Annotated in this window: 21 protein-coding genes and 3 pseudogenes; 18 read left to right on the plus strand and 6 right to left on the minus strand. The window is 50.3% G+C overall.

Annotation, left to right across the window (positions count from 1 at the left end):
* Window positions 1–347 precede the first annotated feature (347 nt).
* The 8 genes from V1566_RS18040 (at window position 348) to yegQ (ending at window position 13,268) form a co-directional block, all read left to right on the plus strand.
* Complete coding sequence (locus V1566_RS18040; protein WP_395304205.1) at window positions 348–1,550, plus strand: MdtA/MuxA family multidrug efflux RND transporter periplasmic adaptor subunit; 1,203 nt, start codon at window positions 348–350, stop codon at window positions 1,548–1,550.
* A complete protein-coding gene (locus V1566_RS18045; RefSeq protein ID WP_395304206.1) occupies window positions 1,550–4,672 on the plus strand; it encodes an MdtB/MuxB family multidrug efflux RND transporter permease subunit in 3,123 nt (1,040 codons plus the stop codon). The genes V1566_RS18040 and V1566_RS18045 overlap by 1 nt, the downstream gene beginning before the upstream one ends.
* Window positions 4,673–7,750 (plus strand): multidrug efflux RND transporter permease subunit MdtC, encoded by a 3,078-nt coding sequence (mdtC, locus tag V1566_RS18050; protein WP_395304207.1) that lies wholly within the window; start codon window positions 4,673–4,675, stop codon window positions 7,748–7,750.
* Window positions 7,751–9,166: an MFS transporter gene (locus V1566_RS18055; protein ID WP_395304208.1), complete on the plus strand. Its 1,416-nt coding sequence runs from the start codon at window positions 7,751–7,753 to the stop codon at window positions 9,164–9,166.
* On the plus strand, window positions 9,163–10,566 hold the full coding sequence (gene baeS, locus V1566_RS18060) for a two-component system sensor histidine kinase BaeS (RefSeq protein WP_395304209.1): 1,404 nt from the start codon (window positions 9,163–9,165) through the stop codon (window positions 10,564–10,566). Before V1566_RS18055 ends, baeS begins: the two co-directional genes overlap by 4 nt.
* Window positions 10,563–11,285 (plus strand): two-component system response regulator BaeR, encoded by a 723-nt coding sequence (gene baeR, locus V1566_RS18065; protein WP_395304210.1) that lies wholly within the window; start codon window positions 10,563–10,565, stop codon window positions 11,283–11,285. The genes baeS and baeR overlap by 4 nt, the downstream gene beginning before the upstream one ends.
* A 134-nt stretch (window positions 11,286–11,419) precedes the next feature.
* Window positions 11,420–11,752 (plus strand): YegP family protein, encoded by a 333-nt coding sequence (locus V1566_RS18070; RefSeq protein WP_395304211.1) that lies wholly within the window; start codon window positions 11,420–11,422, stop codon window positions 11,750–11,752.
* Between the two features lie 154 nt (window positions 11,753–11,906).
* Entirely contained in the window at window positions 11,907–13,268 is a 1,362-nt protein-coding gene (yegQ, locus tag V1566_RS18075) for a tRNA 5-hydroxyuridine modification protein YegQ (protein ID WP_023312421.1), read from the plus strand.
* A 288-nt stretch (window positions 13,269–13,556) separates the two neighbouring features.
* On the opposite strand, the gene V1566_RS18080 is transcribed toward yegQ, so the two are convergent.
* Window positions 13,557–13,871, minus strand: coding sequence for a hypothetical protein (locus tag V1566_RS18080; protein ID WP_395304212.1), 315 nt, complete (start codon window positions 13,869–13,871; stop codon window positions 13,557–13,559).
* A gap of 206 nt (window positions 13,872–14,077) precedes the next feature.
* On the opposite strand from V1566_RS18080, the gene V1566_RS18085 reads away from it, so the two are divergent.
* Window positions 14,078–14,260 (plus strand): hypothetical protein, encoded by a 183-nt coding sequence (locus tag V1566_RS18085; protein ID WP_395304213.1) that lies wholly within the window; start codon window positions 14,078–14,080, stop codon window positions 14,258–14,260.
* A gap of 48 nt (window positions 14,261–14,308) precedes the next feature.
* Here V1566_RS18085 and V1566_RS18090 read toward each other — a convergent pair whose 3' ends face one another.
* Window positions 14,309–14,527: a DNA-binding transcriptional regulator gene (locus V1566_RS18090; protein WP_395304214.1), complete on the minus strand. Its 219-nt coding sequence runs from the start codon at window positions 14,525–14,527 to the stop codon at window positions 14,309–14,311.
* A gap of 203 nt (window positions 14,528–14,730) precedes the next feature.
* Window positions 14,731–15,102, minus strand: a pseudogene (locus tag V1566_RS18095) (phage baseplate assembly protein V); the annotation flags it as partial.
* 85 nt (window positions 15,103–15,187) lie between these two features.
* Here V1566_RS18095 and V1566_RS18100 point away from each other — a divergent pair.
* Complete coding sequence (locus V1566_RS18100) at window positions 15,188–15,901, plus strand: hypothetical protein (RefSeq protein ID WP_395304215.1); 714 nt, start codon at window positions 15,188–15,190, stop codon at window positions 15,899–15,901.
* Window positions 15,902–16,272: 371 nt separating this feature from the next.
* Here V1566_RS18100 and V1566_RS18105 read toward each other — a convergent pair whose 3' ends face one another.
* Both V1566_RS18105 and V1566_RS18110 read right to left on the minus strand, forming a co-directional pair.
* Entirely contained in the window at window positions 16,273–16,950 is a 678-nt protein-coding gene (locus V1566_RS18105) for a hypothetical protein (protein ID WP_395304216.1), read from the minus strand.
* 3 nt (window positions 16,951–16,953) lie between these two features.
* Window positions 16,954–18,069 carry an AAA family ATPase gene (locus V1566_RS18110; RefSeq protein WP_395304217.1) on the minus strand — a complete coding sequence of 372 codons (1,116 nt, stop codon included), beginning with the start codon at window positions 18,067–18,069 and terminating at the stop codon, window positions 16,954–16,956.
* A 387-nt stretch (window positions 18,070–18,456) separates the two neighbouring features.
* On the opposite strand from V1566_RS18110, the gene V1566_RS18115 reads away from it, so the two are divergent.
* Together V1566_RS18115 and V1566_RS18120 are read left to right on the plus strand one after the other, a co-directional pair.
* A protein-coding gene (locus tag V1566_RS18115) for an IS3 family transposase (RefSeq protein ID WP_395304218.1) occupies window positions 18,457–19,577 on the plus strand; the annotation gives its coding sequence in 2 pieces (ribosomal slippage) (window positions 18,457–18,715 and window positions 18,715–19,577; 1,122 coding nt in all).
* 17 nt (window positions 19,578–19,594) lie between these two features.
* Window positions 19,595–19,765, plus strand: a pseudogene (locus V1566_RS18120) (Presumed portal vertex protein); the annotation flags it as partial.
* A 60-nt stretch (window positions 19,766–19,825) separates the two neighbouring features.
* Here V1566_RS18120 and V1566_RS18125 read toward each other — a convergent pair.
* Entirely contained in the window at window positions 19,826–20,113 is a 288-nt protein-coding gene (locus V1566_RS18125) for a hypothetical protein (protein WP_395304219.1), read from the minus strand.
* 525 nt (window positions 20,114–20,638) lie between these two features.
* Here V1566_RS18125 and V1566_RS18130 point away from each other — a divergent pair.
* From V1566_RS18130 to V1566_RS18155, 6 genes and pseudogenes are all read left to right on the plus strand, one after another.
* Window positions 20,639–21,703, plus strand: coding sequence for a hypothetical protein (locus V1566_RS18130; RefSeq protein WP_395304220.1), 1,065 nt, complete (start codon window positions 20,639–20,641; stop codon window positions 21,701–21,703).
* A complete protein-coding gene (locus V1566_RS18135) occupies window positions 21,678–22,112 on the plus strand; it encodes a hypothetical protein (protein WP_395304221.1) in 435 nt (144 codons plus the stop codon). Before V1566_RS18130 ends, V1566_RS18135 begins: the two co-directional genes overlap by 26 nt.
* 5 nt (window positions 22,113–22,117) lie before the next feature.
* Window positions 22,118–22,954 (plus strand): hypothetical protein, encoded by an 837-nt coding sequence (locus tag V1566_RS18140; RefSeq protein ID WP_395304222.1) that lies wholly within the window; start codon window positions 22,118–22,120, stop codon window positions 22,952–22,954.
* Window positions 22,955–23,596: 642 nt separating this feature from the next.
* The gene (locus V1566_RS18145; protein ID WP_395304223.1) at window positions 23,597–23,878 is read left to right on the plus strand and encodes a hypothetical protein; all 282 of its coding nucleotides are present in this window, start codon (window positions 23,597–23,599) and stop codon (window positions 23,876–23,878) included.
* Between the two features lie 6 nt (window positions 23,879–23,884).
* Window positions 23,885–25,576, plus strand: coding sequence for a protein kinase (locus V1566_RS18150; protein WP_395304224.1), 1,692 nt, complete (start codon window positions 23,885–23,887; stop codon window positions 25,574–25,576).
* Window positions 25,577–25,599: 23 nt separating this feature from the next.
* Window positions 25,600–26,463, plus strand: a pseudogene (locus V1566_RS18155) (tyrosine-type recombinase/integrase); the annotation flags it as partial.
* Window positions 26,464–26,477 lie beyond the last annotated feature (14 nt).

Genomic DNA, 26,477 nt, shown 5'->3' on the forward strand with positions numbered 1-26,477 from the left:
ACAAAAATATTTGTTAAATTTTTGCTAAAAAAATGCATCAATTTAGTGTTGACGGGAAAAATCCTATACCACATTAATAATAACAGGAATATTCCTGGACTGTTGGTAAATAATAAATGATGAGCAACGGGTTATATTTTTCATCTGAACGGAGTCACTTCGGAATATTCCGCGAATAAAGAATTTTCCTGGATTAAACAGAATCCGCGAAGCGCCACGCAACGAAGCCACACCGGCTTCATTCAGACAATTCCAGACAGTCTTCCATATTTCCTCCATTTTTCCGCTGTGTTAGCTGACTAAACTAGTATCATTCCCCGAAGTATTCAGGATGAGAACGTATAACGATGAAAGGCAGTAACAAATCCCGCTGGGCAATCGCCGCTGGCATCATTGTGGTGGTCCTTGCCACCGCCTGGTACTGGCACAGTCAATCCGCGAACTCCGCCGCTCCCGCCGGTGCCAGCAGTCAGGCACAGCGCCCGGCAGGCGGAGGGCGTCACGGCATGCGCGGTGGCGCGCTGGCGCCGGTACAGGCGGCGACGGCCGTGAATAAAGCCGTTCCTCGCTACCTTACGGGCCTTGGGACCATTACCGCCGCCAACACCGTGACGGTGCGCAGCCGCGTCGACGGCCAGCTTCAGGCCATTCACTTCCAGGAAGGTCAGCAGGTCAAAGCTGGCGATCTGCTGGCGGAAATCGACCCGAGCCAGTTTAAGGTCGCCCTCGCCCAGGCGCAGGGACAGCTTGCGAAAGACAGAGCCACCCTCGCCAACACCCGTCGCGATCTGGCGCGCTACCAGCAGCTGGTGAAAACCAACCTCGTGTCTCGTCAGGAACTGGACACGCAGCAGTCGCTGGTCAGCGAAACGCAGGGCACCATCAAAGCCGACGAAGCCGCCGTGGCCAGCGCCCAGCTGCAGCTGGACTGGAGCCGCATCACCGCGCCGATTGACGGACGCGTGGGCCTGAAGCAGGTCGATATTGGCAACCAGATCTCCAGCGGCGACACCACGGGCATCGTGGTGATCACCCAGACTCACCCGATTGATTTAGTCTTTACCCTGCCGGAAAGCGATATTGCGACCGTGGTGCAGGCGCAAAAATCCGGAAAGGGGCTGGTGGTGGAAGCCTGGGATCGCACCAACAAGCAGAAATTGAGCGAAGGTTCCCTGCTAAGCCTGGATAACCAGATTGACACCACCACCGGCACCATCAAGCTGAAGGCGCGCTTTAATAACCAGGACGATGCCCTCTTCCCGAACCAGTTCGTCAATGCGCGAATGCTGGTCGCGACCGAAGAGAACGCGGTGGTGATCCCCACCGCCGCGCTGCAGATGGGTAATGAAGGTAACTTCGTCTGGGTACTTAACAGCGACAATAAGGTCAGCAAGCACCTGGTGAAAACCGGGATTCAGGACAGCCAGACGGTGGTCATCGCCGCTGGCCTTTCCGCAGGCGACCGCGTGGTGACAGACGGCATCGACCGCCTGACCGAAGGGGCCAAAGTGGAAGTGGTTGAACCTGCGAAACAGGGAGAGAAATCCTGATGCAGGTGATGCCCCCAGGCTCTACAGGTGGGCCGTCACGCCTGTTTATCCTCCGTCCTGTCGCCACCACGCTGCTGATGGTGGCGATCCTGCTCGCCGGGATTATCGGCTATCGCTTCCTGCCCGTGTCGGCGCTGCCGGAGGTGGATTACCCAACGATTCAGGTTGTCACTCTCTATCCCGGGGCCAGCCCGGACGTGGTAACATCCGCCATTACCGCCCCGCTGGAGCGCCAGTTTGGGCAGATGTCGGGGCTAAAACAGATGTCCTCCCAGAGTTCCGGCGGGGCATCCGTTGTGACGCTGCAGTTCCAGCTGACGCTGTCGCTGGACGTCGCCGAGCAGGAGGTACAGGCCGCCATCAACGCCGCCACCAACCTGCTGCCTTCGGACCTGCCTAACCCGCCGGTCTACAGCAAGGTGAACCCGGCGGATCCGCCGATCATGACGCTGGCCGTCACTTCCTCCGCCATGCCGATGACCCAGGTTGAAGACATGGTCGAAACGCGCGTGGCGCAGAAGATTTCGCAGGTCTCCGGCGTCGGCCTCGTCACGCTGGCGGGCGGCCAGCGTCCCGCCGTGCGCGTAAAGCTGAACGCGCAGGCGATTGCCGCGCTGGGCCTGACCAGCGAAACTATCCGCACCGCCATCAGCAGTGCCAACGTTAACTCGGCAAAAGGCTCGCTGGACGGCCCCACCCGCGCCGTGACGCTCTCTGCCAACGATCAGATGCAGTCCGCCGATGAATACCGTCAGCTGATTATTGCTTACCAGAACGGCGCCCCGGTGCGTCTGGGCGACGTGGCGACTGTGGAACAAGGTGCCGAAAACAGCTGGCTCGGCGCCTGGGCCAACAGGCAGCAGGCAATCGTGATGAACGTGCAGCGCCAGCCGGGCGCTAACATCATCGAAACCGCCGACAGCATCCGCACCATGCTGCCGCAGCTGATCGAAAGCCTGCCGAAATCAGTCAGCGTGAAGGTGCTTTCCGACCGCACCACGAACATTCGCGCGTCGGTTACCGACACCCAGTTTGAGCTGATGCTGGCGATTGCGCTGGTGGTCATGATCATCTATCTGTTCCTGCGCAACGTTCCGGCAACCATTATTCCCGCCGTCGCCGTGCCGCTCTCGCTGGTCGGGACCTTTGCGGTAATGGTGTTCCTCGATTTTTCGATTAACAACCTGACGCTGATGGCGCTCACCATCGCCACCGGGTTCGTGGTGGATGACGCCATCGTCGTTATTGAGAACATTTCGCGCTATATCGAGAAAGGCGAAAAACCGCTGGCGGCCGCGCTGAAAGGCGCGGGCGAGATCGGCTTTACCATTATCTCGCTGACCTTCTCGCTGATTGCGGTGCTGATCCCGCTGCTGTTCATGGGCGATATCGTCGGGCGTCTTTTCCGCGAGTTTGCCGTCACGCTGGCCGTCGCCATTTTGATCTCCGCCGTGGTGTCGCTGACCCTGACGCCGATGATGTGTGCCCGCATGCTGAGCCATGAATCCCTGCGCAAGCAAAACCGCTTCTCCCGCGCCTCCGAGCGCATGTTCGAGCGGATTATTGCCGCCTACGGTCGCGTGCTGGCGAAAGTCCTTAACCATCCGTGGGCCACGCTCGGCGTGGCGCTGGGAACGCTGGCGCTCAGCGTGATGCTGTGGATTTTCATTCCGAAAGGTTTCTTCCCCATCCAGGACAACGGCATTATTCAGGGCACGCTTCAGGCCCCGCAGTCGGTCTCCTTCGCCAGTATGGCCCAGCGCCAGCAGCAGGTGTCTGAGATCGTCATGAAAGATCCGGCGGTCGAGAGCCTGACCTCCTACGTGGGCGTCGACGGCACCAACCCGTCGCTCAACAGCGCGCGTCTGCAGATCAACCTCAAGCCGCTGGATGAACGAGACGACCGCGTCAACGCCGTCATTGAGCGGCTGCAAAACGCCGTCGCACGCGTGCCGGGCGTTGAGCTTTACCTGCAGCCGATTCAGGATTTGACCATTGATACCCAGGTCAGCCGCACGCAGTACCAGTTCACGCTGCAGGCCACCTCGCTGGACGCCCTCAGCACCTGGGTGCCGCAGCTGGTGAATAAGCTTAACACCCTGCCGCAGCTCTCCGACGTCAGCAGCGACTGGCAGGACAAAGGGCTGGCGGCCTACGTGAACGTCAACCGCGACGCCGCCAGCCGTCTGGGCATCACCATGTCGGACGTGGACAACGCCCTGTACAACGCCTTCGGTCAGCGCCTGATCTCCACCATCTACACCCAGGCGAACCAGTATCGCGTGGTGCTGGAGCACAACACGGAGAATACGCCCGGCCTTGCGGGGCTGGACTCGGTGCGCCTGACCAGCAAAGACGGTGGTATTGTGCCGCTGAGCGCTATCGCCACGGTGGAAGAACGCTATACCCCGCTGTCGATTAACCATCTGGATCAGTTCCCGTCCACCACCATTTCCTTCAACGTGCCGGACAATTATTCTCTCGGCGAAGCGGTGGAGGCCATTCAGGCGGCTGAAAAAGCGGTAAGCTTCCCATCCGATATTCAGACCCAGTTCCAGGGCAGCACGCTGGCGTTTCAGGCCGCGCTGGGTAACACCATCTGGCTGATCGTCGCGGCGGTCGTGGCGATGTACATCGTGCTCGGGGTGCTGTACGAAAGCTTTATCCATCCGATCACCATCCTCTCTACCCTGCCGACGGCGGGCGTCGGAGCGCTGCTGGCGCTGATGCTGGCGGGCAGCGAGCTGGACGTCATTGCCATCATCGGCATCATCCTGCTCATCGGTATCGTGAAGAAAAACGCCATCATGATGATCGACTTCGCCCTGGCCGCCGAGCGCGAGCAGGGCATGTCGCCGCGCGATGCCATCTTCCAGGCCTGTCTGCTGCGTTTTCGTCCAATCCTGATGACCACGCTGGCCGCCCTGCTGGGCGCGCTGCCGCTGATGCTCAGCACCGGCGTCGGCGCGGAGCTGCGTCGTCCGCTGGGTATCGGCATGGTCGGCGGTCTGCTGGTGAGCCAGGTGCTAACGCTCTTCACCACGCCGGTGATCTACCTGCTGTTTGACCGCCTGGCGCTGTGGACCAAAAGCCGCTTCCCGAAACGTGAAGAGGAGGCATAAGTGAAGTTTTTCGCCCTCTTCATTTATCGTCCGGTGGCGACGATTTTAATCTCGCTCGCCATTACCCTCTGCGGCGTGCTGGGCTTCCGGCTGCTGCCGGTGGCCCCGCTGCCACAGGTGGATTTCCCGGTGATTATGGTCAGCGCCTCGCTGCCGGGTGCGTCACCGGAAACCATGGCCTCGTCCGTTGCCACGCCGCTGGAGCGCTCGCTCGGGCGGATTGCGGGGGTCAACGAGATGACCTCCAGCAGCTCGCTCGGCAGCACGCGCATCATTCTGGAGTTCAGCTTCGACCGGGATATTAACGGCGCGGCGCGGGACGTGCAGGCCGCCATCAACGCCGCACAAAGCCTGCTGCCGAGCGGGATGCCGAGCCGCCCAACCTACCGCAAGGCCAACCCGTCCGATGCGCCGATCATGATCCTGACGCTGACCTCGGATACGTATTCGCAGGGGCAGCTTTACGACTTTGCGTCTACCCAGCTGGCGCAGACAATCTCACAAATTAACGGCGTGGGTGACGTGAGCGTCGGCGGGAGTTCCCTGCCCGCCGTGCGCGTGGGCCTAAACCCGCAGGCGCTGTTCAACCAGGGCGTGTCGCTGGACGACGTGCGCTCCGCCATCAGCAACGCCAACGTCCGCAAACCGCAGGGGGCGATTGAGGACGGTAGCCACCGCTGGCAGATCCACACCAATGACGAGCTGAAAACCGCGGCGGAGTATCAGCCGCTCATTATTCACTACAACAACGGCGCGGCGGTTCGCTTGAGCGACGTTGCCAGCGTCACCGACTCGGTGCAGGACGTGCGTAACGCCGGGATGACCAACGCTAAACCGGCCATTCTGCTGATGATCCGCAAGCTGCCGGAAGCAAACATTATTGAGACGGTAAACAGCATTCGCGCCCGTCTTCCGGACCTGCAGGAGACCATCCCGGCAGCAATCGATCTGCAAATTGCCCAGGATCGCTCCCCGACCATTCGCGCCTCGCTTGAAGAGGTGGAGCAAACGCTGATTATCTCCGTCGCGCTGGTGATCCTGGTGGTGTTCCTGTTCCTGCGCTCCGGCCGGGCGACGCTTATTCCGGCGGTGGCCGTGCCGGTATCGCTGATCGGTACCTTTGCCGCCATGTACCTGTGCGGGTTTAGCCTCAACAACCTGTCGCTGATGGCCCTGACAATTGCCACGGGCTTCGTGGTGGATGATGCCATCGTGGTGCTGGAGAACATTTCCCGCCACCTGGAGGCGGGCGTGAAGCCGCTGCAGGCTGCCCTGCAGGGCACGCGCGAGGTGGGCTTTACGGTGCTCTCCATGAGCCTGTCACTGGTGGCGGTATTCCTGCCGCTGCTGCTGATGGGCGGGCTGCCGGGCCGTCTGCTGCGGGAGTTTGCCGTCACGCTGTCGGTTGCCATCGGCATTTCGCTGGTTATCTCCTTAACGCTCACGCCGATGATGAGCGGCTGGATGCTCAAGCGCAGCAAGCCGCACTCGCAGCCGCGCCGTAAAGGCTTTGGCCGTTTCCTGATGGCGATGCAGGAAGGGTATGGCAAATCGCTGAAGTGGGTGCTGAACCATACCCGACTGGTTGGCCTGGTGCTGATTGGCACCATCGTGCTCAACGTCTGGATGTACATCACCATCCCGAAAACCTTCTTCCCGGAGCAGGACACCGGCGTGCTGATGGGGGGTATTCAGGCAGACCAGAGCATTTCGTTCCAGGCGATGCGCGGCAAGCTGCAGGACTTTATGAAGATCATTCGGGAAGACAAAGCCGTGGATAACGTCACCGGCTTTACCGGCGGGTCACGCGTTAACAGCGGGATGATGTTTATTACCCTGAAACCGCGCGGCGAGCGCAACGAAACCGCCCAGCAGGTGATTGACCGCCTGCGGGTGAAGCTCGCCAAAGAGCCGGGCGCTAATCTGTTTTTGATGGCCGTTCAGGATATCCGCGTCGGCGGCCGTCAGGCGAACGCCAGCTATCAGTACACGTTGCTCTCGGACGATTTAGCCGCCCTGCGCGAGTGGGAGCCGAAGATCCGCAAGGCGCTGGCCGCCCTGCCGGAGCTGGCGGACGTCAACTCCGATCAGCAGGACAACGGTGCCGAGATGGCCCTGACCTACGACCGCGAAACCATGTCGCGTCTGGGCATTAACGTTGAAGCCGCCAACAGCCTGCTGAACAACGCCTTCGGCCAGCGCGAGATCTCCACCATCTACCAGCCGATGAACCAGTACAAGGTGGTGATGGAAGTTGACCCGCGCTACACCCAGGACATCAGCGCGCTGGACAAAATGTTTGTGATTAACAACGATGGCAAGGCGATTCCGCTCTCCTACTTTGCCAGTTGGCAGCCTGCCAACGCGCCGCTGTCGGTGAACCATCAGGGACTTTCGGCGGCGTCGACCATCTCCTTTAACCTGCCCGCCGGCTCGTCGCTTTCTGAAGCCAGCGACGCTATCAACCGCGCGATGACGCAGCTTGGCGTGCCGTCCACCGTGCGCGGCAGCTTTGCCGGGACCGCGCAGGTGTTCCAGGAGACGATGAACTCGCAGGTGATTTTGATTCTGGCCGCCATCGCCACGGTTTATATTGTGCTGGGCGTGCTGTATGAGAGCTACGTTCACCCGCTGACCATTCTCTCAACGCTGCCGTCTGCGGGCGTGGGGGCGCTGCTGGCGCTGGAGCTGTTCGGCGCGCCGTTCAGCCTTATCGCGCTTATCGGGATCATGCTATTGATCGGCATTGTGAAGAAAAACGCGATCATGATGGTCGATTTCGCCCTGGACGCCCAGCGCAACGGCAATCTGTCGCCGGAAGAGGCGATCTTCCAGGCCTGCCTGCTGCGCTTCCGTCCGATTATGATGACCACCCTGGCGGCGCTGTTTGGCGCGCTGCCGCTGGTGATCTCGGGCGGCGACGGCTCGGAGCTGCGCCAGCCGCTGGGGATCACCATTGTCGGCGGCCTGGTGATGAGCCAGCTACTGACGCTGTACACCACGCCGGTGGTCTATCTGTTCTTCGACCGCCTGCGGCTGCGCTTTTCGCGTAAAAACAGAACCACGGTGACTGAGTAGATGACAGATCTCCCCGCTAACGTTCGCTGGCAGTTATGGATAGTCGCCTTCGGCTTTTTTATGCAGTCGCTGGATACGACCATCGTCAACACTGCCCTCCCCTCCATGGCGAAAAGCCTGGGGGAGAGCCCGCTGCATATGCACATGGTGATTGTCTCCTACGTGCTGACGGTTGCCGTGATGCTGCCCGCCAGCGGCTGGCTGGCCGATAAGGTCGGCGTGCGGAATATCTTCTTTACCGCCATCGTGCTGTTTACCACCGGCTCGCTGTTTTGCGCCCAGGCCAATACCCTCGACCAGCTGGTGATGGCGCGCGTGCTGCAGGGTGTTGGCGGGGCGATGATGATCCCCGTCGGGCGGCTAACGGTGATGAAAATTGTGCCGCGCGAGCAGTACATGGCGGCGATGACCTTTGTCACCCTGCCCGGTCAGGTGGGGCCGCTGCTGGGCCCGGCGCTCGGCGGCATTCTGGTGGAGTACGCCTCCTGGCACTGGATTTTCTTAATCAATCTTCCTGTTGGCATCATCGGTGCCATCGCCACCCTGACGCTGATGCCGAACTACAAAATGCAGACGCGGCGCTTTGATTTCTTTGGCTTTATTCTGCTGGCGGCGGGCATGGCCACGCTTACCCTGGCGCTCGACGGGCAAAAAGGTCTGGGGATTTCGCCCCTGACGCTCGGGCTCCTGATCGCGCTCGGCGTTACCGCCATACTGTGGTACCTGTGGCATGCCAGAGGTAACGATAAAGCGCTCTTCAGCCTGAACCTGTTTAAAAACCCTACCTACCGCCTTGGCCTGTTCGGCAGCTTCGCCGGGCGCGTCGGCAGCGGCATGCTGCCGTTTATGACGCCCGTTTTCCTGCAAATCGGAATGGGATTTTCGCCGTTCCACGCGGGCCTGATGATGATCCCGATGGTGCTCGGCAGCATGGGAATGAAGCGCATCGTGGTGCAGGTCGTGAACCGCTTTGGCTACCGTCACGTGCTGGTCACCGCCACGCTGGGGCTGTCGCTGGTGAGTCTGCTGTTTATGGCCGTGGCGCTGATGGGCTGGTACTACGTTCTGCCGCTGGTACTGTTCTGCCAGGGGATCGTCAACTCCATGCGCTTCTCGTCGATGAATACCCTGACGCTGAAGGACCTGCCGGACGATCTGGCGAGCAGCGGCAACAGCCTGCTGTCGATGATCATGCAGCTCTCAATGAGCGTCGGGGTGACCATCGCGGGCTTACTGCTCGGCATGTACGGCCAGCACCATCTCAGCGTCGACACGCCGGTGGCGCATCAGGTCTTTTTGTATACCTATCTCAGCATGGCGGTCATCATCGCCCTGCCCGCTTTCATCTTCGCCAGAGTGCCGGATGATACCAGCAAGAACGTCGTCATCAGGCGCGGCAAAAGGAGTGGTTCATGAAATTCTGGCGTCCGGGCATTACCGGTAAGCTCTTTGTGGCGATCTTTGCCACCTGTATCGTCCTGCTGATCACCATGCACTGGGCGGTGCGGATCAGCTTTGAGCGCGGTTTTATTGATTACATCAAGCATGGCAATGAACAGCGTTTACAGGGCTTAAGCGATGCGTTGAGTGAACAGTACGCCCAGCACGGCAACTGGCGTTTTCTGCGCAATAACGACCGCTTTATTTTCCAGATCCTGCGCTCGCTGGAGCACGATACCGGTGACGATCGCCCGGGGCCAGGCATGCCGCCGCACGGCTGGCGCACCCAGTTCTGGGTGATTGACCAGGACATGCGCACGCTGGTGGGTCCGCGCGCGCCGATACCGCCGGACGGCACCCGTCGTGCGATCAAAGTCAATAATGCGACAGTCGGCTGGGTTATCGCCTCTCCGGTGGAGCGCCTGACGCGCAACACCGACATCAACTTTGACCGCCAGCAGCGCCGGACAAGCTGGCTGATTGTTGCCCTCTCCACCCTGCTCGCCGCGCTCGCCACCTTCCCGCTGGCGCGCGGCCTGCTCGCTCCGGTGAAACGGCTGGTGGAAGGCACGCACAAGCTGGCCGCCGGGGATTTCACCACCCGCGTCGATACCCGCAGCCAGGACGAACTGGGCAAGCTGGCGCAGGATTTTAACCAGCTTGCCAGCACGCTGGAGAAGAACCAGCAGATGCGCCGCGACTTTATGGCCGATATTTCCCACGAGCTGCGCACGCCGCTGGCGGTGCTGCGCGGCGAGCTGGAGGCCATTCAGGACGGCGTGCGCCAGTTTACGCCCGAATCGGTAGCCTCTCTGCAGGCGGAGGTGGGCACGCTCACCAAGCTGGTGGATGACCTCCACCAGCTCTCCATGTCCGACGAAGGCGCGCTGGCCTACCAGAAGGCGCCGGTGGACGTGATTAACATTCTGGAAGTGATCAGCGGCGCGTTCCGCGAGCGGTTTGCCAGCCGCGACCTGAAAATCGAGCTCTCCCTGCCGGACAGCGCGGTGGTGTTTGGCGACAAAGACCGGCTGATGCAGCTGTTCAACAACCTGCTGGAAAACAGCCTGCGCTACACCGACAGCGGCGGCGGGCTGCACATCTCCGGCAGGCAGGAAAACGGGCGCTTTGCCCTCACCTTCGCGGATTCCGCCCCCGGCGTGCAGGACGCGCAGCTGGAAAAACTGTTTGAACGTTTCTACCGTACAGAAGGCTCCCGCAACCGCGCCAGCGGCGGTTCCGGCCTGGGGCTGGCGATTTGCGTTAACATCGTCGAGGCGCATAATGGCACGATCCGCGCCGCCCATTCGCCTTTTGGCGGGGTTAGCATTACAGTAGAGTTACCTCTGGAACGGGATTTATCGAGAGAAGTATGACCGAGTTACCGATTGACGAAAACACGCCGCGCATTTTGATTGTGGAAGACGAGCCGAAGCTTGGGCAGTTGCTGATCGATTATTTACGCGCGGCCAGCTACGCCCCGTCACTGATCAGCCACGGCGACCAGGTGCTGCCATACGTGCGTCAGACCCCGCCGGATCTGATCCTGCTGGATTTAATGCTGCCGGGCGTTGACGGACTGACCCTGTGCCGGGAAATTCGTCGCTTCTCCGACGTGCCTATCGTCATGGTCACCGCCAAAATTGAAGAGATTGACCGCCTGCTGGGGCTCGAGATTGGCGCAGACGATTACATCTGCAAACCCTACAGCCCGCGTGAAGTGGTCGCCCGCGTGAAAACCATTCTGCGCCGCTGCAAGCCGCAGCGCGAGCTTCAGGTGCTGGACGCCGAAAGCCCGCTGATTGTCGACGAAAGCCGTTTCCAGGCGAGCTGGCGCAGCAAGCTGCTGGACCTGACGCCTGCGGAGTTCCGCCTGCTGAAAACCCTCTCTCACGAGCCGGGAAAAGTGTTCTCCCGCGAACAGCTGCTGAACCACCTGTATGACGATTACCGCGTCGTGACCGACCGCACCATCGACAGCCATATCAAAAACCTGCGCCGCAAGCTGGAGGCACTGGACGCCGAGCAGTCGTTTATTCGTGCGGTTTATGGCGTGGGGTATCGCTGGGAAGCGGATGCGTGCAGGATTGCATAACATTTCACCTCTGAAACCTGCCTCAGGCGGGTTTTTCTTTTCTGGAATCAATCCATGAATCAACCATACTCTTTTTACCGGTTCGCTTATTTATAACTGGTGCTGATAATTTTACTTTCGATAAAGGAGTACCTATGTCTGGTTGGTTCGAATTAAATAAAAGCAGTGATGGTCAGTTCAGGTTTGTGCTGAAAGCGGGTAACGGTGAGGTCATTCTTACCAGCGAGCTTTATACCAGCAAAAGTGCCGCCGAAAACGGCATTGCTTCCGTACGCACGAACAGCCCCCTGGACGAGCGCTATGAGAAGAAAACGGCCTCGAACGGGAAGTTCCATTTCAATCTAAAGGCGGGCAACCATCAGGTGATTGGCAGCAGCCAGCTTTATGCAACGGAACAATCGCGTGATAAGGGCATAGCCTCGGTCAAAACCAACGGCTCTACCCAGACGGTAAAAGACAACACCTGACGGCACGACGCGCGCCGGGAGAGCGGTGACGCGACCCGGCGCTTTACCTCCCTGCCCCACAGCGCTACAATGCCCGCCCTTAAAGTGGGGGATCTCCCCTTACCGCTGCACCTGGTGCACGCGGATCTGACCTGTCATCAGAACGAGAACAAACATGTTTAAACCGGAACTCCTTTCCCCGGCGGGAACGCTGCAAAATATGCGTTACGCTTTCGCCTATGGTGCCGACGCCGTTTATGCGGGCCAGCCGCGCTACTCGCTGCGCGTGCGTAACAACGAATTCAACCACGAGAACCTGCAGCTCGGCATCAACGAAGCGCATGCCCTGGGCAAGAAATTCTACGTGGTCGTGAACATCGCGCCGCACAACGCCAAGCTGAAAACGTTTATCCGTGACCTGAAGCCGGTGGTGGATATGGGGCCGGACGCGCTGATCATGTCGGACCCGGGTTTAATCATGCTGGTTCGGGAGAACTTCCCGGAGATGGATATTCACCTCTCCGTACAGGCTAACGCCGTCAACTGGGCGACAGTGAAGTTCTGGAAACAGATGGGGCTGACCCGCGTCATTCTTTCCCGGGAGCTTTCTCTGGAAGAGATCGAAGAGATCCGCACCCAGGTGCCGGATATGGAAATCGAAATCTTCGTTCACGGCGCGCTGTGCATGGCCTACTCCGGCCGCTGCCTGCTCTCCGGCTATATCAACAAGCGCGACCCGAACCAGGGCACCTGCACCAACGCCTGCCGCTGGGAATATAACGTCCAGGAAGGCAAAGAGGATGACGTCGGCAACATTGTGCACAAGCACGAGCCGATCCCGGTGACCAACGTTGAGCCTACGCTGGGCATCGGTGCGCCAACCGACAGCGTGTTTATGATTGAAGAAGCCAAACGTCCGGGCGAGTACATGACCGCCTTTGAAGACGAGCACGGCACCTACATCATGAACTCGAAAGATCTGCGCGCCATCGCCCACGTCGAGCGTCTGACCCAGATGGGCGTACACTCCCTGAAGATCGAAGGCCGTACCAAATCCTATTACTACTGCGCGCGTACCGCACAGGTATACCGCAAAGCTATCGACGATGCCGCCGCCGGTAAACCGTTCGATACCAGCCTGCTGGAAACCCTGGAAGGCCTGGCGCATCGCGGCTATACCGAAGGCTTCCTGCGCCGTCATACCCATGACGACTACCAGAACTACGAGCACGGCTACTCCGTTTCCGAGCGCCAGCAGTTTGTCGGCGACTTTACCGGCGAGCGCAAAGGCGCGCTGGCGGCCGTCGCGGTGAAAAACAAGTTCACCAAAGGCGACAGCCTGGAGCTGATGACCCCGCAGGGCAACATGAACTTTACGCTGGAGCATCTGGAAAACGGCAAAGGCGAAGCGATTGACGTGGCGCCGGGCGACGGGCATACCGTCTGGCTGCCGGTTCCGGAAGAGGTGGAGCTGAAGTTCGCGCTGCTGATGCGTAACTTCAACGGTGAAAGCACCCGAAACCCACACGGCAAATAGTTAAGCAGGGAAATTTTTTCGCGCTGGGATAATTCTTAGAATCGGATCACATACCGCTTCGTTCAATACGGGTATTATCCCCCCGCTGAAAAACATAACCCATAAATGCTAGCTGTACCAGGAACCACCTCCTTAGCCTGCGTAATCTCCCTTACGCGGGCTTATTTTTTCCTATAACTTATTGAAATAAAAGGATTTATTTCAGGCCACGTCCACACATTGACCACATCGATACGAGAAGCCCCGCAAATGCGGGGCTTTATCAACCTTTCACACTGTTCAGTACGACTAGCCGCAAATCCATCCAGCGCCACAATTACAACAACAGTTTGTAGCGCGACACCATAGAATTCCTACATTCCCAGGATCATCAGAATCTCGAGTCCCACCGTCAGGAACTTCAAAAAGTGCCTTTTTGAACTCTAAGACGCCAAGTGCTTGAGCTGCTTTATCAAGTATTCTTGCCTTAAAAGACCCTTTCACGACATCGATGGTTATCTCTAATTGATCATGTGTAGCCATACAGGAATCAACACCATCTTTAGGTGCAATGTATATCTCACTATTATCTGACATAACAAAAGCATAACCGGAAAGTTGCATACCAGTATCCTCTAGTTTTGATGATGTGTAAGTCCCCTTCATATTCTGAAATGAAGGATTGTTTTGACATTAGACAAGGAAAAGAATTCATACCTCATACTTTTAGGTAATTTAAAGGTGATTTCTGACACAAAATCCAAATAAATACGGATGTATTATTTAACTATGCATCGTGAAAAATTCGTCGAAACAGGGGATTAGCAGAAATGGATACTAAAAGAAGACTAAAACGGGCTCTTAGCGCAATTGATGATGCTATTTCTACTTTGAAGCGTACTCGCTCTAAGGTAGAAAATGGTCGTTCAGATATCGACAGAGCTATAAACGAGCTTGATGACGCCGAATCAAACATACGTAAGGCTATACGCGAACTTCCGGACGATCTCTAATCGGGTAGTCATACTACGAACATCCCCGCGATTGCGGGGATTTCTTTTTCACATCCAGAGCTGCTGCTGTCCCGTCGATGCTGGGTGAGGTAACGCCGGAGCCACCTCGCCGGGCTTCACAATGTAGCGCTCGACGGTCTCGGTCGTGACGAATGTGCAGCTACAATTAATGTTTGTGCACTGGTGATAACGCTCTTTTGTGGTGTCAGTGAAATAACGACTGGTGCGAGCATGGGCGGCAGTATGGCATAACGGACAATGGAACATTTTTATCACCTCACCTTATAGCTTCAATGGTGATATTTTACCTATTAAATTCATATAAAACAAACACATACGCTCATTTATTCACCCACTTCTGCCTCATACTCTACATCTGAAAGCCTTACCTCAAGCTCTACGCCCGTCGTGAAGCCGTTATTATTGAGATTGTGGGTCACCTTACTGATTAACCACGCCTGCTCGTCTATAACGCGCTTAACCGAAAGCGCGCTGGTGTCAGGTTCGTACTCGATGATCGCGCCATCGGGAAAGGTGATGTGAAACGCATCGGCAGACGTCGACGGCGCAGGGAAGTCGTCAGAGAAAATGGCAGGCAGCACAAACGCGGTATCAAGCTCACCGCCGACCGCCAGAATGAGCACCTGCTCGCCCACCGAAGGAGCCCACCATGTACGTGAACGCCCGGCGCGAGCTGTCAGCCACTGGAGCCAGTCGGTGACAATGCCGCCGGTCTGCACGCGACATCGCCCCGCATCGAGGTCAGTCTCGATGATGACGCCGGTGCGGATCAGATTGCGCAGCAGGCGTAGAATATCCTGAAGAGTGGATTGAGTTTTCATGCGAAGAAGGATGAAAGAAAAACACCTTCAATGTAATTCACCGGTGTTGTATGCTTTTTAGTACAACTTCGAGGGGATACTCAAATTGAACAACAAGGAATATCAGCGGCATTTTGACATTACTGATGATCTATCGCATAAGCCTTCCGATAAACACATAAGAGCGTTTACACAGGTTGCAGACATCAGGAAATTTGAAATTGAAATGTACTGGAAAAGAGCTACATATTTCTGGACAATCATTGCCATTACATTTACTGGTTATTTCGCTTTGGCCTCGGCAAATAGCTTTCCGTTTAAAAATGCATTTTCCCTTTTGCTATCCAGTATGGGGGCTGTTTTTACACTTTCATGGTTTTTAGTTAATAGAGGTAGTAAGTACTGGCAGGAAAACTGGGAGAATCATTTAGATCTCATGGAAAATGGAGTCACAGGGCCTCTATATAAAACGGTCCTTTCACGGCCTTCTACTGAAGCAAAAAAATCGGCCCCACAGCTAACTAACACAGATGACGATTTCATAGATAAATACATTACAGGCCCTAAGCAAATATCAGTATCCAAAATAAATCAATTGGTAGCCTTTTACTTACTTGGTATATGGATAATATTAGTGATAATGACAATTACGAATATACCACAACTGTCTTTCTGTAGTGAACCTACTAAGGAATTAGTAATAAGCGTGGGGGTTTTGGTCTGGTCAACCGTATCTGTCAGCCTAATGTTTGTTAAGTCCTCCACTTACGCAGGAATACAGACCTCAGAAGCAAGAGCACGCTCGTCAAATTTATTATGATTTTGGTGACATACTTATATGAATTTATTCAATGTTTTTCATGTGTTTGGGTCATATCATCATGCACTTACTCTCGAAGGTATCCCACAGTTTGCACGAATATCCAGCATAAAAAACTGATGACTAAAGCCACTCGGTAACAATATCGACGAACTAAAGGTTACAGAGCCCCTCCGCAAGGTCAAACAATAGTACCAATGTGGATAAGGTTGAGCATCAGGAAAAGAATATCCTGAAGAGTAAATTGTATTTTCATGAGGGAAAGAATGCCGCCGGAGAGCATCGGCGGCATTGAATGAAATTTCACTATTCACTAGACAACAATCAATAGCTGAAAGATCTATTTTCGCCATTTCAAAAAGTCAAACAGTTTAACTTAAGTCATTATCTACTTTACCCAATTCTATAATGAGTGGAGCCATTCTCGCACGACTGCGCTCATCATTTATTCGCGCTAATTTCATTAGGATTTTTAGCAACTTATTTTTTCTTTCAGTAAGTCGACCATGTCGCGTCTCTATACTTTGGATATCATTAAGCTTAAGGTCCGTAATTAATTTTGTGGCTTGGGTTTCACGGCCAGAGCCAGGAATAGGAGAGTAAACTGGTCCACGTGCTTTTTGAATGCACGCTGTCATATCATCAAAGTATGGATGCGGCCAAAGAAAAGATGTTCCAATCCGACTCAGATATGTAGGAGTCGGTACTCCATTACCAATCAGGTCTCGAGTTCCTTTTTCAACGTTACAGCCTTGACATGCCAATATTAAATTTGAAGCCGTAAATGCAAATTTCTTATATTTGGCTTTGGATTTATCCAAAAAATGCTCTATATGTTCATTAACATTTCGTCTTTCCGGTATGATTATTCTTTGGCAATATGGGCAGATATCATCTTGTTCAACTCGAAGTAGAGCTCTTATAGAATCCTTTACTGGTTTAAGGGATTTGTTTGACCATTCTATTTCTCCTGATAAATACTCAGAGATGACATCTTTATATTCTTTTCTTTTTAAGGCTGCTCGTGCAACCGGTTTAAGTATTGCCATATACTAAAACCCCAAAATTGTTGTAACCACCTCAGATAAGGGGTCATCACTTTGTAGATCCAAATTGAACATTCTTAGTTCATTTTGGTAACTGAGAAATTCCGGGGTGCTAATTTCACTTTTAGAAATAAGATCCAAGCATTTATTTACGATAATGTAAACATCTGGCGATCTTGCTGAATATAAGTGGAATTGCTCACGAAGAACCACATCACTGGCTTGTCCATGTAGACTTGATCGTTGCCATGACTGACCGGCCGGAAAATCACAAATAAAAGTTCGTTCATTACGTACACTACTCGCAATTAAAGGTGAGTGAGTGGCGACCATTAATATTGAACGGGGGAAAATTTTTTCTGCAATAATGGCGAGATCATTTACCACACTTAACTGCCAAGATGGATGAAGGGAGTTTTCAGGTTCGTCATAATAAAGAATGCAATCAGAGCAACCACAGTAGATGAATCCTAAAAGAGCCAAGGCATATTGCTTTTCTCCGGAGCTTAGTTCAGCCAATCCATAAGGCAAATTATTTCTAAAGAAACTAACGTCAGATAATAATATATCACCAGCTTCAAGGTGCTGAATATACTTACCAATCAAAGGCAAATCATTTACATCTTGAAGAAGATTGATTTTTAATTCAGAGGAGACTGAAGAGAATACTTCTGCTTTTCTATTTTTACCATAGCGAAACTTAAAAACCATGCTTTCTTCAAAGTTCAGTCTTTGTAAGGCATTATAAATCAATTCATTATTAACGCCCGAGTTTTGGCTATTGCTGACTACACTGCTCAGAATATATTTGCAAAGTGTACGGAAAGGCGCTGTGTCAGAGACCATATTATTATTCACCTTGTTCCCAAGGTAAATCACAGCGTCATTAGAAAGACTTTTTTTATAAATGTCGGGTGGGTATTTATCATGCATGGTTCCTGACATACATATTATTCTACTAACATCTCCTTTGTTATTAACTAGCTGATTGAAATGCTCCCTCGTTGCATTAGAAAAAAAACGAGACTTCCCAGAGCCATTTTTACCAGTTACAAAATATACATTCCCATGATGAATTGAAGCCAAAAGCGCTTCAAATTTATCTTCATCCTTTCTAGTCATGCAATATCCTCTTGTATTACATTCTTAATAGTTCTTATAAAAGTGATTTTTATACCAAGTCTAACTAGGCATACCTCGCTTGCATTACGAAGTTTAGATTATAATTTTATTCATTCATGTATCAAGAGATTAGGGAAAATAATTTATACCGCATAAAAAACGCCTACACCTATAGAATTCCCACAAAAAACTCAATCTCCACAGACTAAAATTGGGCGATTAGTCTAACTTAAGTATTGAATAAGTATCATTTCTATTGCTTCTACCTCCCTTAAATTGAGTCCAAGTAGTTGGCGTTCTGAGTATACTATGTTTTTGACCTGCTCCCCGTTGATTAATACACCCCGATGTTAGTAATGTCTTCATAAGCCACATGAGGACATCCCCATGAAGAAGCGTTTTTCCGACGAACAGATCATCAGTATTCTTCGCGAAGCGGAAGCCGGAGTTTCTGCCCGTGAGCTCTGCCGTAAGCACGCCATTTCCGATGCCACTTTCTACACCTGGCGCAAGAAGTTTGGTGGCATGGAAATTCCTGAGGTGAAGCGGCTTAAATCTCTTGAAGAGGAGAACGCCCGCCTCAAGAAGCTACTTGCCGAAGCCATGCTGGATAAGGAGGCACTTCAGGTGGCTCTGGGGCGAAAGTACTGACGACAGGCCAGAAGCGGGAAGCCGTTGAGTTTATGTGTGATGCGACCGGTCTGTCGCAACGTCGTGCCTGCAGGCTTACAGGTTTGTCCCTGTCGACCTGTCGCTATGAGGCTCAGCGTCCGGCAACTGATGCGCATTTATCAGGGCGCATCACTGAGCTGGCACTGGAGCGCAGGCGTTTTGGCTACCGCCGCATCTGGCAGTTGCTGCGTCGGGAGGGCCTTCACGTCAATCACAAGCGGGTATACCGTATTTACCACCTTAATGGACTGAGCGTAAAACGCAGACGACGCCGTAAAGGGCTGGCAACCGAACGGTTTCCGCTTCTGCGCCCGGATGCGCCGAACCTGACATGGTCGATGGATTTCGTTATGGACGCACTGGCCAACGGTCGGAGGATCAAGTGCCTGACCTGTGTGGATGATTTCACGAAGGAGTGTCTGACAATCACCGCTGCTTTCGGTATTTCAGGCGTTCAGGTCACGCGTATTCTGGACAGCATCGCGCTGTTTAGGGGCTATCCGGCGACAATAAGAACCGATCAGGGCCCGGAATTTACCTGCCGCGCGCTCGATCAATGGGCCTTTGAGCATGGTGTGGAACTACGGATTATCCAGCCAGGTAAGCCAACGCAGAACGGATTTATTGAGAGTTTTAACGGACGCTTTCGCGATGAGTGTCTGAATGAACACTGGTTCAGCGATATTCTTCATGCCCGGAAAACGATTACTGACTGGCGGCAGGATTATAACGAGTGCCGTCCCCATTCATCGCTGGATTACCAGACACCAGCTGAATTCGCAACGGACTGGCGAAACAGGAAATATGAAGAAAAACCAACCGACATTACTAACTGAAGGTTGTATCTAATCCTGGGGGCAGGTCAGAGAATGTTGGCTCACTGGGCGACGTGGAGAAGGTGGCGAAGGTCTTTGTGCGTAACGAGCTCAGCCCTTTGCAGTCGCGCTTCATGGAGCTGAATGCGTGGGCAGGCGAAGAGATTATCCGTTTCAAAAACTACTCTCTGGATCCTGAGGACGTGTGACTCTCGCAGCCGCCGAATGGCGGCTATTTAAAACAAGATAAAGATGTTGATGGTACAAGATCACTTGAGTGAGTTTACCCAATCAAATGGTTTGCCAAGTCCTTTACGAGCTTCATATCGTTTTAACAAATCCAAGAGAAGCAGACGCTCCTCTGGTGATGCTGACTGGTAGAAAGGGGAGTAAATCCGCGCCAGTTCGTTAAAAACAAGGCTTGAGTTTTCCAACCCACGTTGATGCAATAATTCTTCGGCTTGTTTTGCCTTAACATCAAAATCAAACATATTCTGCACTCCCAGATAGCCAGTTTTATTTTCAGATACGATATCAAGCCAAATTACTCTGAGCATGACCTGATTCAGAGTAGCCCACTTTGCTACACTTTCACCTAACAGCCAAAGCTCCAGCAACCTTGCTTAAGCAAGATGCGCAGAAGGCCCCCACACATCTTATAGCTCCCTCGTTCGATCACTAAGGCATGCACTCTAATACGCGAAAACAATTGCTGACACTGCGCAGCGCGCGCAATGCTTTCCCCGCCACGCCTGCCCGCTTTGTGAGTCGGTTTTAATGCATTGCATTAACATAGTGGTACCACATCTCTACCGGCTGCATAACCTGAGTAAAGGCCTATATAGCGCGTGCAAAAAAACGCACATTCAGGCATTCCCTTTGGAATACAATATGGTAAAAATATGATCATTGCGAAGTTGCGGATCTGCACGCATTGAAATCAAGAATGTTGCTTCCTTTGGTAAGGCTGCTAGGCTGCAACATGTAGAGCTCAAGTTGGCATCTAAGACAGCAAAATAATCAAAGGGCCAGTTTTCTTCATGTGCCTTGTCACAGCATACGCAAAAAAGGAACTTAACTTCATGAGTACTCAGCAAGTCCTCAACATCCCTTCAGTTGCTTCCCAAGCTACCATTGAACAATGGCTGAAAGGACTGGAGCAAACAACGGAATTAGCTTTTTTCCGCCGCGTAGGTGGAAGACATGGCTTCGACGTAACAAGTCGCTGGGCAAGCACATTGGAGAACTTGAATAAAACTCTTAACGATCCAGCGAAGCAAGCCACGCCAGCAAATTTTTCCAACCTTCGTTTGATTACCCTGAAAATAATAACTAGTGTAAACCATTATTATTCTATTGACAGTATTAAATCAGGGACTATTAGCCTAATACCAAACATTGTCAATTATCCTCATCTTGAAAAAACATTTAGTTCGGTGTTTCCAAGAAAGCTAGATGATAATACGGGACTTCCATTAACCCCCGGACATTTCATTACAGCCATAGAAAAGATGGGTGATGGGATCGCCGTAATATATTCCTATGTTATTCTAAGAAAAATACAAGGAAGAAGTAAACTACGAAGCAATCAATATCCGGAACAATATTTTAACACCGTTTTCATTCCTAACGATTTAAGCCGTATAGAATATCGCATTGATAAATCTTTAGGTAAAAGATCTTCTGAGAAAGCGATGACGAATTTACGCACAAAATTTCTTGAGTTGCTAACAGAGCTCAAAATTGGTTTACACGTTGATACTATCAATTTCTACAAGGCAATTTCTAACATTTATCATGACAAGCAGTATGGGCGACTCGTTCAAGTTAATTTTCTTGATCCAAACGGGGATGAGGATGCAGTACTACGTTGCAGAACTGACCCTAGTTATGACGCACGTTACCGTGAAGTTGTGTCTAAAACCCAAAACGGAACACCTCATTCACTAAATCTTGAGGTTTCAGGCGTTGCTGTAAGATTAGATAGCAAAGTTGCAAACGAAAATATCTCAAATGAAATTGGCTTTGAACCCAGCAAAACTGATTGGTCTACAAACAAATTTTGTGGTGATTTTTATTATACACAAGCAGCAGATCATCAGGTGCATTATAGGGTGATAAATGACTTACTCACAAGAGCGAAATAAAAAGATGCACTCATTGCTCTATAAACAAAGAGTGCTTTTGGAACACACAGGGAAATCATCTGTTTTTATAAGCAATGACTCCCATAAATATTACACAAATCTACTTGAGTATATCGAGGGCGATCTTGAACGTAATATTTATACAATCCCAGTGTTGCGAAAGGCCATAAAAACAGATAGTTATGAACATTTATTAAAAGTTGTTCAGTTTTTTAGTAGCAATACATCTTGTTTATTTGATGTCAAATACTGCTATGAACTAGAAAACATGGAATATGAGGATATACAAGCTGATGAATATACGAACTATATACTGTACGGAACTGAACCAGTAACGGCCAATGGTTCGGAAATCGAAGACTTCAATCCAAAGTATCTTTCATTTTATTGTATAATAAATATGGATTGATGATCATGGACAAACAACAAGTTACATGCGAATTAGGCAAGCGGATTCATTTTGCAGATGAATCCGGATTTATAAAAACATTATATTCTGACATTGAATCCATCATAAAATTAATGGAGCAATCTAGTGACAAGTATTATTGCGACGATGAAGATAAACTAAGCCACACAATTGTAGCCTCACTTGTACATCTTGGATATAATGCAACAGAACAAACCAAAAAGAATGGAAGCGTTGATATAACCGTTTGCTCAAGAAACGGAGATTATGTATGGATTGCTGAAGCAAAAATAGGATATGGCAATCAAAAAATATTTGAGGGATTACTTCAATTGCTTACCCGCTATGTTAAAAGAGATAACCATGCAGGTATAATAATTTATTTTCAAAAGGCAAAATCATCTTATCACTTCAAACAATGGTTGAAGTACATCTACAACCATGAATGGAGAGATTATTGTGAAAAATCAGGTTCATTAAAAAAAGCGACTCCATTGCTGTCTCATTTAAAAAACATAAGTTGTCCAAAAATCAAACAAGATTGTTGCTATGCTGACATAGATGTCATTCAACCCTCAAGTGATGACTTAAAGATTCGTTGCTTTTATATCGATGTGCACCATGATCCAATTGATAAAAGTGGTCTAAAAAACCAGTCAATTGCTTTTGGTCAAGCTAAAAATAGAATTCGCGATTTTTATCAGCTATGGACTATTGGGCAATTCAACAATACAATGATTGATGAATTGTTTGAAGAGATAAAAATCTATCATAGTGACGAACTTGATGAAGAGTATGAAGATGTCGAAGATGTCGAAGATGCATTGAAAAATACGAAGTAAAATAAACCCTATAAATAAAATACTCGGGTATAAGGTTGAGGTATCAACCTTATCAAAAACACTTTTTATCTCCCCCCTCGATCCTTTGTCATTATTAATTTGCGAAAACCTGACACAACTTTACAGGTGTAGATTCACAAGAAGTAAAATTAAAACCCCATCCATGCATTACGATAGTTAATGTTTTATTACCATCAAAACAAATCTATTTTTATGCATAATAAAAAACCAACCTGTTTTAGTTATATCTTTTTTAATAAATAGCAAACGCTATTTATTTAACATTTGTATTATCACCAATGACTAACTTTATATTCCTGATAAAAATCGTTCAGCCCAAGCCTTACTTATAAAAGACCCACTCCCCCCTCATACCACTTAAGGATAGTCAATCTCGAGGGTATAGAACCGCCACTAATCAAACCACATCAATTATAAGTTAACGTCACATATACTCTATGCAATTCAATAACATAAAAAAAACCCTCAATAGTAAGACAAACATAGTTATTAGATGAAATTACTAAAATACGACATTTACATTATTTATTGAGCTATAACTAGATTTACACTTACCAATGTTAGATTGGTTTTCGCCACATTTATTCATACTCTATTACTCTATATTGTGAGGATGCTGATATGAAATCATCAAAAGAAATTGTTGAGAGGGCACTAAAAGATCCAGCATATGCTGAGCAACTCAGAGAAACAGCTAAAGCAGCAGCTGAAAAAGGTATAAACTCGGATGAGCATAAAGAGCTAGTTCAATACTTTATATCATCAGAAAATGAACTTGAAGAACTATTATCAGGGAGCAACCACACAGAATTATTTGGTTTTACAACAGTGACAACAACAACTACATATACTACTGCTGCATGTACTACAACAGGAACAACAACTACTACTACGGGAAATTGATGTCACATGGGTAATTTTTCCGAAGGTGTTACAGAATTATATGATGCTGAGGTAGAAAAATATTTCCCTGGCAAGAGGGGTAATTGGCGTTTATCAGAATTCCTTTTACCCAACAACCTACCTCTACAAGGATGGAAAATTCATATTTCTGCGACTCCGGCAAATGCACTAGAAATTTTAAAAAATGTAGGGGAACTTGTATTAAAATACCATTGGCAGGGTAAAGCCATTATGTCAATTGAGTTACTTAGAAAGATGAACACTGGTTTATTTTTTGGATACTCTCAAATAGGTAAATTTATTACCATATATTGCATTGACCATGTGGATTTTGTTGAGAAAATATCGATACTTAAGGAGTCAACGAGGACGTACACAGGTCCTTCAGTGCCATCTGATATGAAAGTAAAAGATAGCTCTTGCCTTTATTATAGGTATGGTAATTTTCAAAATAGTGAAAATACTATTGTTGACCCTCAAGGCAACATTATACTTGATGGCCGACTTAGACGTACCGCAGTCCCCTTGTGGGCAAAAAATCAAACTACTAGCATCCATTTTAATAATGAGGATAACTCTATTTCACTTTTAGATCATGGATATCTTATTTATGAATGTCTAAGCCAAAGAGGAAAAGGTGGTGTGTTCAAGGCGTTATCAGTATTATCACAATCTATTGATAATGTGATAATTAAGGAAGGTAGGAAAAATGGTGAGGAAGAACATCCTGGTCGAGATGGATATGCAAGACTGCTCAATGAACACAAGATATTGAACATTTTAAAAGACACTAAAGCAAAGGTACCAAAGGTAATTAAAAAGATAGAAACAGAATATCGCTGCCTAGTGATAACAAGTTACATTCCAGGGATTAGATTAGATGAAATGATATCTGAATCGCTTCGCACAAAACATAATTTATCATTTGGACAAATGGTAAGACTGGCATTTCTCCTCTCAGAACAAGTTGGAATACTTCATGCGATGGATATATATCATAGGGATATAAAACCCGCCAATCTGATAATAGATGAATGTGCAGGCATATCATTAATTGACTTTGAGGGTGCACATTTTGGGACTGAATCTATATATGACCCATGGGGTTCACCAGGATTCGCTCCGCCAGAATGGAGAACAATACAAAACACAGACTTAATAATTAAAGGCGATATATATAGTATTGGAGCTACGTTTTTTTCTCTTTTTACTGGTTCAGTATATCGGAGTAGTAGCGTTAAGGAGAATGACTACCATATGAGCCAACTCCCCACCACTCTCAGTACATTAATAAAAAAAATGCTGAGTACTGAGCCGGACCAAAGACCTACGCTTCCTATTGTTTTGCAGTCTCTTGAACAAATGAATCCCGATAAGCACCCAACGCGTTTTTTAGTTAGCATTATTGACAAAGTACAAAGAAGAAACTTAAGAAAAATCGGTAATAATAAATTAACTGTAGCAGTTAAAAATGACACACCATTTAACCATATCATTCACATTTATGACCAGCATACTACAGAAAATCACGAAGTATCAGGCTCACCATTTTCATTATCACCCGGAGAGATATCAACTCCTTTTGAAATATATTCAATTCCAAATCAATACATTGGTGAAGTTTCAATCCTACGTGAGGGCGGCCTCATGCTTTATGATATTAAATTCAATGAAAACATGGTGTATTCATTATCATAAACCTTATAACACCCCACGTTTAATGGCTCTCAAAACCGACAGATAAGCGGCGTCTGTCTGAACTGACCCAAGTCTGGTGGAATTTGAAAGGCAAGCATGAAGAACACGGTAAATCGAACCTCGGGAAGATCGAAATCTTCACCCGGATTACTGATGACCCGTGTGCATTCCAGATTACTAAAGCACTTATCAGTCATTACAGCGCGACCAGGCGAAGCCAGGGGATAAAGCCATCAAGTATCAACCGCGATCTGACCTGCATAAGCGGGATGTTCACGGCACTGATAGAGGCCGAGTTATTCTTTGGTGAGCACCCGATACGCGGTACCAAACGACTGAAAGAGCAAAAACCAGAAACGGGTTATCTGACACAAGACGAAATCGTCCTGCTGCTCTCAAGGCTTGATGGTGACAACAAAAAAATTGCCATCCTCTGCTTGAGTACAGGGGCCAGATGGAGCGAAGCGGCGCGATTGAAGGCGGAAAACATCATTCATAATCGCATCACGTTTGTTAAGACAAAAACGAACAAGCCGCGCACAGTTCCTGTCTCTGAGGAAGTGGCGAAAATGATTGCCTGCAATAAGCGAGGTTTTCTATTTCCTGATGCCGCCTATCCTGTATTCAGGCGAACGATGAAGGAAGTTAAACCTGATTTGCCAATGGGTCAGGCAACACATGCATTGCGCCACAGTTTCGCGACGCATTTCATGATTAACGGAGGAAGCATTATCACTCTTCAACGGATACTCGGTCATTCACGCATTGAGCAAACAATGGTCTATGCGCACTTTGCACCTGAGTACCTACAGGATGCTGTTTTACTCAATCCTTTGAAAGGTGGTACTGATGTCCAGAGCGTCCACATAGTGTCCACAGACAGGTAACTAAATATGGCTTT

Origin of the sequence: Enterobacter sp. ECC-019, assembly GCF_043974075.1 — a bacterium.
Lineage (GTDB): Bacteria > Pseudomonadota > Gammaproteobacteria > Enterobacterales > Enterobacteriaceae > Enterobacter > Enterobacter asburiae_D.

Coding starts and splice junctions, on each gene's coding strand:
- V1566_RS18040 (WP_395304205.1), top strand. CDS start 348: ATGAAAGGCAGTAACAAATCCCGCTGGGCAATCGCCGCTGGCATCATT.
- V1566_RS18045 (WP_395304206.1), top strand. CDS start 1,550: ATGCAGGTGATGCCCCCAGGCTCTACAGGTGGGCCGTCACGCCTGTTT.
- V1566_RS18055 (WP_395304208.1), top strand. CDS start 7,751: ATGACAGATCTCCCCGCTAACGTTCGCTGGCAGTTATGGATAGTCGCC.
- baeS (WP_395304209.1), top strand. CDS start 9,163: ATGAAATTCTGGCGTCCGGGCATTACCGGTAAGCTCTTTGTGGCGATC.
- baeR (WP_395304210.1), top strand. CDS start 10,563: ATGACCGAGTTACCGATTGACGAAAACACGCCGCGCATTTTGATTGTG.
- V1566_RS18070 (WP_395304211.1), top strand. CDS start 11,420: ATGTCTGGTTGGTTCGAATTAAATAAAAGCAGTGATGGTCAGTTCAGG.
- yegQ (WP_023312421.1), top strand. CDS start 11,907: ATGTTTAAACCGGAACTCCTTTCCCCGGCGGGAACGCTGCAAAATATG.
- V1566_RS18080 (WP_395304212.1), bottom strand. CDS start 13,871: ATGCAACTTTCCGGTTATGCTTTTGTTATGTCAGATAATAGTGAGATA.
- V1566_RS18085 (WP_395304213.1), top strand. CDS start 14,078: ATGGATACTAAAAGAAGACTAAAACGGGCTCTTAGCGCAATTGATGAT.
- V1566_RS18090 (WP_395304214.1), bottom strand. CDS start 14,527: ATGTTCCATTGTCCGTTATGCCATACTGCCGCCCATGCTCGCACCAGT.
- V1566_RS18105 (WP_395304216.1), bottom strand. CDS start 16,950: ATGGCAATACTTAAACCGGTTGCACGAGCAGCCTTAAAAAGAAAAGAA.
- V1566_RS18110 (WP_395304217.1), bottom strand. CDS start 18,069: ATGACTAGAAAGGATGAAGATAAATTTGAAGCGCTTTTGGCTTCAATT.
- V1566_RS18125 (WP_395304219.1), bottom strand. CDS start 20,113: ATGCTCAGAGTAATTTGGCTTGATATCGTATCTGAAAATAAAACTGGC.
- V1566_RS18130 (WP_395304220.1), top strand. CDS start 20,639: ATGAGTACTCAGCAAGTCCTCAACATCCCTTCAGTTGCTTCCCAAGCT.
- V1566_RS18135 (WP_395304221.1), top strand. CDS start 21,678: ATGACTTACTCACAAGAGCGAAATAAAAAGATGCACTCATTGCTCTAT.
- V1566_RS18140 (WP_395304222.1), top strand. CDS start 22,118: ATGGACAAACAACAAGTTACATGCGAATTAGGCAAGCGGATTCATTTT.
- V1566_RS18145 (WP_395304223.1), top strand. CDS start 23,597: ATGAAATCATCAAAAGAAATTGTTGAGAGGGCACTAAAAGATCCAGCA.
- V1566_RS18150 (WP_395304224.1), top strand. CDS start 23,885: ATGGGTAATTTTTCCGAAGGTGTTACAGAATTATATGATGCTGAGGTA.